Annotated in this window: 11 protein-coding genes; 1 reads left to right on the forward strand and 10 read right to left on the reverse strand. The window is 44.1% G+C overall.

What is annotated here, in order from left to right; translation table 11 throughout:
- Positions 1-209: 209 nt before the first annotated feature.
- The 5 genes from ABIE61_RS17995 to ABIE61_RS18015 all read right to left on the reverse strand — a co-directional run bounded on the left by ABIE61_RS17995 (position 210) and on the right by ABIE61_RS18015 (position 3,919).
- Positions 210-1,004: a nuclease-related domain-containing protein gene (locus ABIE61_RS17995; protein WP_354412071.1), complete on the reverse strand. Its 795-nt coding sequence runs from the start codon at positions 1,002-1,004 to the stop codon at positions 210-212.
- A 91-nt stretch (positions 1,005-1,095) separates the two neighbouring features.
- The gene (locus ABIE61_RS18000; RefSeq protein WP_354412073.1) at positions 1,096-1,335 is read right to left on the reverse strand and encodes a hypothetical protein; all 240 of its coding nucleotides are present in this window, start codon (positions 1,333-1,335) and stop codon (positions 1,096-1,098) included.
- A gap of 68 nt (positions 1,336-1,403) precedes the next feature.
- The gene (locus tag ABIE61_RS18005) at positions 1,404-2,069 is read right to left on the reverse strand and encodes a cold shock domain-containing protein (protein ID WP_354412075.1); all 666 of its coding nucleotides are present in this window, start codon (positions 2,067-2,069) and stop codon (positions 1,404-1,406) included.
- A 112-nt stretch (positions 2,070-2,181) separates the two neighbouring features.
- Positions 2,182-2,916, reverse strand: coding sequence for a hypothetical protein (locus ABIE61_RS18010; protein ID WP_354412077.1), 735 nt, complete (start codon positions 2,914-2,916; stop codon positions 2,182-2,184).
- Positions 2,917-3,025: 109 nt separating this feature from the next.
- Complete coding sequence (locus tag ABIE61_RS18015; RefSeq protein WP_354412079.1) at positions 3,026-3,919, reverse strand: hypothetical protein; 894 nt, start codon at positions 3,917-3,919, stop codon at positions 3,026-3,028.
- 329 nt (positions 3,920-4,248) lie between these two features.
- On the opposite strand from ABIE61_RS18015, the gene ABIE61_RS18020 reads away from it, so the two are divergent.
- Entirely contained in the window at positions 4,249-5,199 is a 951-nt protein-coding gene (locus tag ABIE61_RS18020) for an IS110 family RNA-guided transposase (protein ID WP_354412093.1), read from the forward strand.
- 954 nt (positions 5,200-6,153) lie between these two features.
- On the opposite strand, the gene ABIE61_RS18025 is transcribed toward ABIE61_RS18020, so the two are convergent.
- The 5 genes from ABIE61_RS18025 to ABIE61_RS18045 all read right to left on the reverse strand — a co-directional run bounded on the left by ABIE61_RS18025 (position 6,154) and on the right by ABIE61_RS18045 (position 9,593).
- Positions 6,154-6,612: a hypothetical protein gene (locus ABIE61_RS18025; RefSeq protein WP_354412081.1), complete on the reverse strand. Its 459-nt coding sequence runs from the start codon at positions 6,610-6,612 to the stop codon at positions 6,154-6,156.
- Positions 6,613-6,690: 78 nt separating this feature from the next.
- Positions 6,691-7,716 (reverse strand): hypothetical protein, encoded by a 1,026-nt coding sequence (locus ABIE61_RS18030; protein WP_354412083.1) that lies wholly within the window; start codon positions 7,714-7,716, stop codon positions 6,691-6,693.
- A 121-nt stretch (positions 7,717-7,837) separates the two neighbouring features.
- The gene (locus ABIE61_RS18035) at positions 7,838-8,617 is read right to left on the reverse strand and encodes an aminoglycoside adenylyltransferase family protein (protein WP_354412085.1); all 780 of its coding nucleotides are present in this window, start codon (positions 8,615-8,617) and stop codon (positions 7,838-7,840) included.
- A 118-nt stretch (positions 8,618-8,735) separates the two neighbouring features.
- Positions 8,736-9,008: a hypothetical protein gene (locus ABIE61_RS18040; RefSeq protein WP_354412088.1), complete on the reverse strand. Its 273-nt coding sequence runs from the start codon at positions 9,006-9,008 to the stop codon at positions 8,736-8,738.
- A gap of 141 nt (positions 9,009-9,149) precedes the next feature.
- Positions 9,150-9,593 (reverse strand): hypothetical protein, encoded by a 444-nt coding sequence (locus ABIE61_RS18045; RefSeq protein WP_354412091.1) that lies wholly within the window; start codon positions 9,591-9,593, stop codon positions 9,150-9,152.
- Positions 9,594-9,971 lie beyond the last annotated feature (378 nt).

The raw sequence follows: 9,971 nt of genomic DNA on the forward strand, positions 1-9,971 counted from the left end.
ACATCGCAGGACCGGTATCACTCAACCCTGCAAAACTGCAGGAGATTGAACTGAATAAATGCGCTGCTTAAACGCAGTATTTTGGACAACTGGGTTGAAAACTACCGATAATTGGCTGGCCGTGGTCCTAGTCGCAATGGAATGCCACACTCACAGATCAGGCTGGCATCCAAGCCGTGGATAGCGGGGTGTCTTGGGCTAACCGGTTTTCACGTTTCAGTTGGAACTGAGCCTGGCTTCATGACCCCGCGACAACCCGGAAACCTGGAGCAGCCCCAGAACTTCTGCCCCTTGTGTTCGCCTTTTTTGGATTCGCGCAGCACCATATCACTGCCGCACTTGGGGCAGGCCACCGCTGCTTCCTTAGCTTCTACAATGCTTTTAACATGCTTCACATGCTGGAGATGGGTCGAAAAGGTGCGGGGATATCGGCCCGACTCAATCTGACGGACGATTTCATCAACCTGAGCTTCGGCAATGACCGGCTCGGTTTTCGACTTGATATAGCCAACATAACCAAAACCGCGGGTGATGTTATCCGGCATGGGGGTTTTGAAGGTGCTATCGCCGATAAAAACCACGACTGAGTGCAACTGGCTCTCTTCAAGCCCGAGCAGCTGCTCCAACCCCTTCACATGCTTGTAGTTTTGATGCAGCGGGTTCTGAAACTTGCTGGAGTGTTTGAATATCTTCTGTGTCCACTGTTTCTGATGCTGACCACCAAAAATCCAGCCCTTCATGTTCTTCGTTTCAACCACGAACACACCGTAGACCGACACAATCACATGGTCGATCTGCGTGGTGCCATCACCGGCGGGCAGAGTCACGTTCTTAATCAGCCGATAGTGTTTTTGGTCGAGCAGATATTTGGCTGACAGGTTGACGATCAGCTCGCCCATTGCGCCCTTGAACCAGGGTGATTTGAGTACCACAGCCAAAATCCCAAGCGGGATCAGATACCAGAGCGTGCTGAATACCTGGCTGATTATTGGGGTAAAGTCCATCTCGTTATCGTCCTATGTTTCCTGGCACTTCTATCAATACCAAAGCTGATCAATAGCGGATATGAAAAATTAAAATTCAATATTATCCTTTTTACATTATCGTTCCCTCAGCTCCAATAAAGCCTGAAAGCAGTATTATCACAAGACCTGCCAATTGCAGAAAGAATGGATTCTTTGCTTCTGACCAGTGCAAGATTAGATATATGATTGAAACAGGGGATACCAAAAGACAAGCCAGTCCCCAAATAATGCTGGTTTTAAACGCCGCAATCAGGAAACCAATTCCGCCTATAATAACTATGAAAATACCAATATATGCCAAAATTTCCATTTAATTTACATCCTTTCATTTCTTTATAAATGACTGTCCATAACACTTCACTGACAATCCCATGAAACTCATGCCAGCCACTGGTACAGACCTATCCCCCCTAAAACCGGCATAATGACCAAGAGAGCCAGCACACCCAAGCAACCACGCCCCTGACTCTGCATTGATCCCTGCTCATGCCTCGGGTTGTCCTTAAGCCATTGATGGTGGCAAGCTCCACAATAGAGCTTGGTGAACCCATTATTCCAGGCCTGGATGACGCGTGCATCATACTCTGCCATTTTGCGGCAACGTGCGCATTGAAACGATTTTTCTTTTGGCTTTTTCTGACGGTTCAGAATAAAGAAAGCAATAACCGCCGGGATCACAAAAGGCCAACTGCTCTCAATTGTAGCTGTGCGATACAATTCAAAGCCGGCGGCAGCAATCGATACCACAGCAACCAGTATTGCAATGTAATCAGCCATGTTTTTCTTCGGAGGCTCGACTTTGTCTGGGCGTTTTCCTGTCAATGCACCCGAGCTTTTCTTGACGCCTTCGATCACGACACCTTTGGCTTTAAGCCTTTGCTGTGAGTCACGCATTGGCTCGTACAGGACTCGATCGCCGACTTGAGGCTTCCTGGCATCAGTCTTGACGCTGGAAACGTGGAAAAACACCTGCTCAGAGCCGTCATCAGGCTTTATAAACCCAAAGCCTTTATCATCCTTCCACTGGCTGATTTTACCTTTCATGAGTTCTAACCACTCCCTGCTAGACTAAAACCATTCAACGCCGCGTTAAAGGCCCCAAAAAGCGTGTATTTTTAGGTTCCAGTGAGCAAAGCTAACTATTTTCAATTTTTTGTTAGCCTTTTTTATACGCATTACGAATTTCCTTAGAAACGAAGGTATATTTTGACACCTCGTCGATAATTTCAGGATGTAGCCAAAATGGGGAATTTTCTCCCATGAAATTTCTTTTCATAAGTACGGATTTTCTATTAGATGCCGAATAATACAGGTTGCACCATACCAGATCAGGCCTAGCCCTAGAGTTTCTATTTCCCAGCACTTCTTCAATGAACCCACCAAGCACAAGAGTATTTTCTTTTGTTGGTGCATCAATTAACTTTATCTTTTCCTGTTTTTTATAATCCACCGATACAAATATATTATCGGAATAGATATAGATCGCATCATTACAATATCGTCGCAACTCCCAAACAGCTCGATCTAACATTGCTAGTTCGTAGTCATTAATAAACCAAGACACCTCTAAATATCGAAACCGTGCTCCAAAACATTCTAGCCGATTAATAAATTTTTTCGTTTGCTCAGATAATATTATATCCACCTTATCAGCGATAAGATCTAAAGATCTTTGCACCTCATGTTTTACATCATTTTTTGGTCGTGGTACACGAGTAAGAATTGAAATGCATTTGGCATATTTTTCGAGTGCATGTAAAGCCGACCAGTGAAATTGAGGAAACAAATCTGCCCTATAAGCCATACGAGCATGAATATAGTCCTTATCAGCAGTATCCCGAAAGGCTCTTAACGCAAAGCTGTTTACTTTTTGCATGAGACTCAGCGACATGACTATCCTCAACTTTGACTAACGCAAAGCACACGGGCGATAAAAGCGCGTTAGCGATTTTGGCGTCCCAGCGGCCGCAGGCCGCGAGTGCTGCGCATTGTTAAATACATTACGGACGCAAGACATTGACTGGAAATCCTATATCTTCTCTTGTTTCAATTTCAGAGCTGTTGTCTCTATTGTGATTCAAAAGCGAACCAAAAATCTGGTGTGCGGAACCTTCTGAGTCCTCCCAATCATCATAGACCAGTATCTCTTCTGAAACCTCTATCGCATGAGTTGTCCTAATGTTCCCATCCTCAAGCTGGCACAAGAATGCCGCATGAACTCGAAGCTTTTCTTTTGCCGTTAACTTTAAGCAAAGGTTTTCGCCGCCATCGTTCGCGACTGAAGGATAAACCCACCCATCGTAATCAAACTTGCACACTTCTTGAGAAATTACATTAGTTAAAACGTACGCCTTATCATCATTCTTCATAAAGATCCTTTTTATGAATTCTGTGACTATATCCAGCTTCTTTTCTGTATCAAGGCTAAATCCACCTTCACCCCCCCCGCCAACACCGATGCCAAAAACATTGATTCTGGCAATAGCTTCATAAGCCACAAGCAGAAAAGGGATCCCATTTTTTATATGCGTTTCTCTTATTGGGGTATAGGGCTCACGAGGAGATAGGTAAAGCAGCGGCTCCATTGGTTTGTTTATGCGTCCACGAGGAACAACTTCTGCTGGTGCTTCCCAAAAATCATTATGCGTCAGCTCTATTCTTTCTCGATTCATTCTCCTAGCTCGATAAAATATTCCTCCTTCTTTATATTCACGGCTTTCACTCTTAAATGCCGATATGCCCCATCCTTCTACGTCCAAAAGAAATACTTTCTTTAAAATATTAAATGCTTCTTCATATTCAAAATCGACACCTAGTTTTTCAAAATTATCAATTCTTTCTTTTAGGTCTTTAATCGATATGGTTTCAAATATTTTCTCTATTATTTCATTCATGCGAGAATCCCACTTGCGCACCTAAACATTTAACACCGCCAGCACGCGCGGCTTTGTAGTGAAGGCGAAGCCGCAACGGAAAAGGCGTCGCCGTGCCTGGCCTTGTATGGATAATTCTCTGCGTTTTCCGGGTAAATTGGGACCCACCCTCAACGGCCATTGAGGGCCTTCATGCAGCAGCTCGATTGAACGCCGGCTCCTCTTGCGAGAGACCGATAACAAGTGCGTAGCGCTGCATGACTCTTTAGCGATAACTCGAACAGTCATCGGCACCCAAAGGGCATCACAGGCCCCGAGCCCGCATAGCAAGGCAGAGTTAGCTTATGACCATACACACAGAAAGCCAAATCCAAATCAACGTCGGCGTAGACGTCGGCAAATCCAAACTCGATATCGTCCTGCATCCGCTGGACCTCCATTTCCAAATTTCGAACGACGAGCAAAGCATTCTCAAGGTCGTTCATGTGCTGAAAAAGCGCAACATCGAACGCATTGTGGTCGAAGCCACAGGGCGCCATGAGCACGCATTCGTGTTCGCCTGTGACCAGGCCAATCTTCCCATTGTCGTGGTCAACCCCATCAGTGTCAGACGCTATGCCCAGGCAATTGGCGTACTGGCTAAAACGGATAAGATCGATGCCAGTGTCATCGCCCGTTTTGCCGCCACCATACAGCCTGACATCAAGCCAATTCCTGATAAACAGTCTCGCCTTATCAAGGACTTACTGATTCGCCGCAGCCAGCTACTTGAGATGCAAACCATGGAGAAAAATCGACTCCAAATCTTGCCCAAAGCGCTGCATCGTTCCATCAAAACACTGCTTCGCTCATTACAAACCCAAATCAGTACCATCACCAAACAGATCGATGAAGCCGTCATGCAGGTCAAACACTGGCGCACCAAAACGGAGATCCTGACCAGCGTGCCGGGCGTTGGTAAAGTCCTCGCCTATACCTTGCTCAGCGATCTACCAGAGCTTGGCAAACTCAACCGCAAAGAGATCGCTGCACTCGTCGGTGTCGCACCCATGAACCGCGAAAGTGGCTCCTGGAATGGCAAACGGCGCATCCGTGGAGGTCGTCACCGTATCCGCACGGTCATGTTCATGGCGATGCTGTCATCAATTCAATGTAACCCTGTGTTCAAGTGTTTCTACGAGCATCTGAAAGCCCAGGGCAAGCAGCCCAAAGTGGCCATCATTGCCTGCATGCGCAAGCTGATTGTGGTGCTCAACACCATGCTCAAGAATGAGACACGGTGGGGTGAAAATATGGCTTAAATATTTAACTAGACACCACTGTCACTTGTTAACGAAATTTATGGGAAGTATCAATCCGACACTGGTCTAAAACTTCCCTGTTTTTATATTACCGTACGTCTCGAAACGAGTATCTTGCAAGTTCATGTACGAAATAATTTAGAGTAAGGCCACTATGGTTAAATTTCCTCAATATAGGAGTAACTATATAACTAACAGCAATCGAAATTGGCAACATAAATATAAAGTAACCTATTGATATAAACAATAAAGCAACCCATAAATTAAGCATATAATCTTTGAAATCAAAATCGTAAACCAGAGAATAAATATTGGCGGGATCAGCTGGCTTAATCACAAATATCAAAGCAATCAAACTAATCATGTAAATAATAAGGCTTAGCAGTCGACTTTTTGAATCAGGATCGTAAACAAAGCTTAAAAAACGCTCAAAAATTGTTTCCGGGGTAAATGGTCTCGTATTTTTATATAGCTTCTTTAGTTCTGTTATATTTTTCAAACTAGTAAATAGATCGTCGCCAATATTAGCTGTAAGATACCGAAGATATGAGGTCTTCTGTTCATTAATATTTTTATTATTGAGCCCAGTTAAACTAGACAACCTATTCATCAAATTCTTATCATATCGATTTTTTGCGATTTTCCAAAAAGCAGCCCCGATCAGTTGAGTAAAGATAATTTTGAATGTACTATTTCCATTGGAATCAATCGATATATACATCGAATACAGAAAAAACGGAACTCCGAGGATTATATATAACCAGCCTCGGAAACCGAAAAGAAATACGTCCTTACATGTTCTATAATATTCTTTCGATATTCTAAATAATTCTTCCATGTCCAGCTCGATATCAGTGATTTTGCTAACGCCCGGCTCTGCGGCTGGTAAAAGTGGCGCTGCTTTTGCGGAAGTAAAAGGAGTGACGCTTTTATCAGTCCGACAGCAGCCGTTTGTTAGTGCTTTTTTCTATTTGGCTTCATTCTCTCTAGCATTTCTTCTCTTGCCCTAATTTCATCTAGATCATCCTTTATTGAATCACCGGGAACCAACGTCAGGATTAATGACCAGAATTGCAACAAAGTTAGAAATGCTATAGAACCAAAACTAATGGCTCTAAATACTTCTTTATACTGATGCAAGTACGAAATCTGCTTTGCTAAAGGGACAATAAATGACATTGCAATTACAACCATCAATATGGTCGTAGAATATATCATTGGTCTAAATAGCCTGTTGATCTCTTCTATGTCTTCCGCTTTTTCTTTATAAGGTTTCTTGCCGAAAGCTTGAGACAACTTATTAGGATAGAGAAGTGCTATCCATGCTCCCATAACAGCAAATATAATTGCAGAAGTATTTCTCAACCCATCATATATTGGCATCTGCTCTTTGAATGAAATACCACTACCCAAAAAAATGGAAAGTCCTAGCGTAGCTAGTAAAACGATGATAAATAGCGGTTTGAAATATTTTTTTATTTCTCCCTCAAGCTATTCAAGTAATGCCAAAATTAAATCACGCTTCTCTGTCAACTTTTCTAACAGGCTAACAGCATCAACTATCTCTTCATCTATCCTTTTAACATCTAAGTCAAACTGATCTCTTGCCAAGGAATTACTAAGCCATCGAGGGACTTGCTCACCTTTTAATATAAAGCCTATGTCGTCCCATTTTGAATCATGTCCTTCTTCCCACTCACTAACCATTTCCTTGAGTTCTTTTTCTGTAGGAGAATAAGAGAACTCATAAGAAAAATTAACTTCAGAATTAAGCTTCCTTTGCTTTTTGAGCCCCAAGTTAAGAAGCGCCTTCTGCCAAAATTCCTGACTCTCTTCCAATTTTGGTGAAAGCCTATTGTGCCTAACTATTTTTCTAATATTACTTCTTTGGCTTAGTATGTATTTTATTTGACCCGGCTTTCTAACTATAGCAGTCCTAAAATGCGAGTGTAGATTCATTGGTTCATCGTCATCACTGTCCGAATAACCAATAATGTTAAAATCGGCATCACCGTCTTCGGACAGGACAACATAATCAGAAAATTTTGATATAAACTCCTTAAAGTACTTATCAAGATTCTTTTTACCATTTAATCGGTGCTGAAATCGAATTGTGGCAAAAACACCTTTAGATGGTATGAACCAAAAATATGTCGCATAGCCTGGAATGCTATCTTTTGGTATTTTTGTGAATTCCACTTTTGCGTCACCAACTTTAGATTTTGCTTTAACAGCAGCCACCTTTCCTTCATAAGATGGTGTTTCATTCCACGTTGTTAACACGAAGTCGCCTGTAACTCCATTATTAACCAAGTCATAACAGAAAGTTCGATCTACATCTTCACTTTCTTCTATAGCGTAGGTACAGGTCTCGTCCAAAGATTTACCATCTCTCTGGACCCATGATTTAAGCTGATTCAGAAATGTAGACAATTCACCGAGTGTTGAGTCATCTGATCCGTATTCATATAACCCACATCTTTCAACATCGTAAAATGTAACTTTTGCTTCTTCCATTCTAATTCCTTACCTCAATGAACTCGATGAACTTTCTTGGCACTAACGCCCACAGCACGGGCAAATTTGTAGCGCAGCGGAAAATTTGTCCCTGCGCCTGTGATGGTTAGGGCTTTTCTTCCTATGGGGCATCAAGGCACTCCTCAATCGATTCTTTCATATAAGAAACAAGTGTCTCGAAATCCTCCTGTTTCTCATCCCATCGATCCTCAATTTTTCCCAGATAACCATCCCGCGCATATCTCAATATTATTGCGTGGTCAGGGGGCGCTTGCTTTTCCGCCCACTCCGCAGCCGTATCTTTTGGAGCAATATCGCCGGTAGCAGCAGTCAGCCACATACGTGACAAGGTCAGAACGACATTGCGTTCATCTCCCGTTGCCTCAGCCATAAGACTGGGCAAAGAATCATGTATTGCCCGTCGGACGTCACTCATTGGCACCGGATCGAATAGCTCTTCAGCAGAGATCCCATATAGCGGCAGGCTGTTATCGATTACTTTCTTCAAAATAACTACAAGATCAGGATCGCGGAATGGTTCCGGAACACGTCCAGCCTCAAACTCCTCTCGCAACCACTCACCGTATACAAACTCAGCCCGAGGCGGGAATTGCCAAGGAACGACATCAGAAACCGTCATCACAGTTAATTCTAGCGGCCTGATGGCTTGTAGATTCCCAATTGCGCCGGATACGCTCATTAAGCGAGATACCAAGGCTTTTCTTTGCTCAAAGGTAGGCGAGCCAGAGACCGCGACCAAGATATCTACGTCGCTGTCACGCTTCAAACCACCAACGACGGCAGAGCCGAAGAGATACATGCCGATAATCGAATCACCAAGCACTCTTTCAACGACTGACTGTGCCTGTTTCGCTTCATCTGGTATCTCTATATTTTCCATATACTCCGGGAGTTCCTCTCGCCCTAACGCCTTGCACACGGGCCGACTGAAGCGCAGCGTAAGGAGGTCCGAGCCGCGCAGCGGCGCTTTGCGTGCTGCAATTTGTTATGTGTTTTACTCAACACGCCGACTCCAGTTTACGGATAAAAGGCTTTACCGTGGGGTGAGCTTTTACCCAATGTATACCGAGAAATTCCTCGACACTGCGACCATTTAATATTTTTTGCAATTCTTCAGCTGTATTCGCGTGAAGGAGAGCGTGGCAATTGTGCATTACAGTTTCACTTACCACTGCGCTAGGATCACCTAGTTCATCGCCCCACTCTTTCTGAATCGCTGAAACTAGCTTTCCGGCCGCTTTCCTCACTTCTGTTTTCTTCGCAGGCATCATTTATTGTTCCGAGACTCGTAGCTCACTAGGACACATAACGCTTTTGTTCAGCGACAGCCTTGACAGAGCGAAGCGGCGACAAGGCTGTCCGGTGGAGGGCCTTCAGGCCCGGAACGAACTGGAACAATTTGTTAAGAGGTTTTAAGAGGTTTCTGCATCCTCGGCCTCAATCTCCGGCTCTGGCTCTGGCTCCGCTGCGACGAATGCTGGACGCAAGATAAAAGAGGCAAGTGCACCGGCTCCGCAAATAATCAAGAAGATACGAATGAGATCCATAAATGCCATAAAAGCAGAGGTATAGGACCCAATGGTTTCCATTTTATATTTCGCCAATCTGCAGTTCGCAGCGCCTTGCTTGATGTTTGAGCAATCGATTTCGCTGAGCGGTTTGCCGACCTTTTCCTCAATTTTAAACTTCAATTCATAAGCCGATGCTTCTTTTTCAAAAAGGAACGGACCCTGATCTTTAACTCCGAGAAGAAAAGCACCTGCAAGTACAACAGTGGCTTGGAACAAGGCCTTAGTTGTACGTTGATCAACGAAAATCTTCAAAAGCCGGTCCAGATACATCTCAACTTCCTTCATCCATGTGTGTCCTCTTAACGCCGCGCACAGGGGCCGACAAAAAAGCGCAGCGTTTTGGCGGTCCCAGCGACCAGCGGGAGCGACTGCTGCGGTTTGTTATATTGCATTAGAAACCGCCATCTGAACTATCATTATCTAATGGTGGAATAACAGTATTACTATCACTCGAACCACCACCCCAGCTACTGTCTGGAAGAAATTGAAAAAGCAATCCGACAATTCCAAACCCCGCTATGAAAGCCAGTGGCATCCACTCAATATCTGATGTATCTCGATATCTATCACCTGATTCCGTGACTTAAAACTCAGCTTCGCATCTCCACACACCTGTAACCACGCGGCCTGCGGCGGTAATATGGACGCCATTCTCGATTCACC

The sequence above is a fragment of the Marinobacterium sp. MBR-111 genome (assembly GCF_040547585.1).
GTDB lineage: Bacteria > Pseudomonadota > Gammaproteobacteria > Pseudomonadales > Balneatricaceae > Marinobacterium > Marinobacterium iners.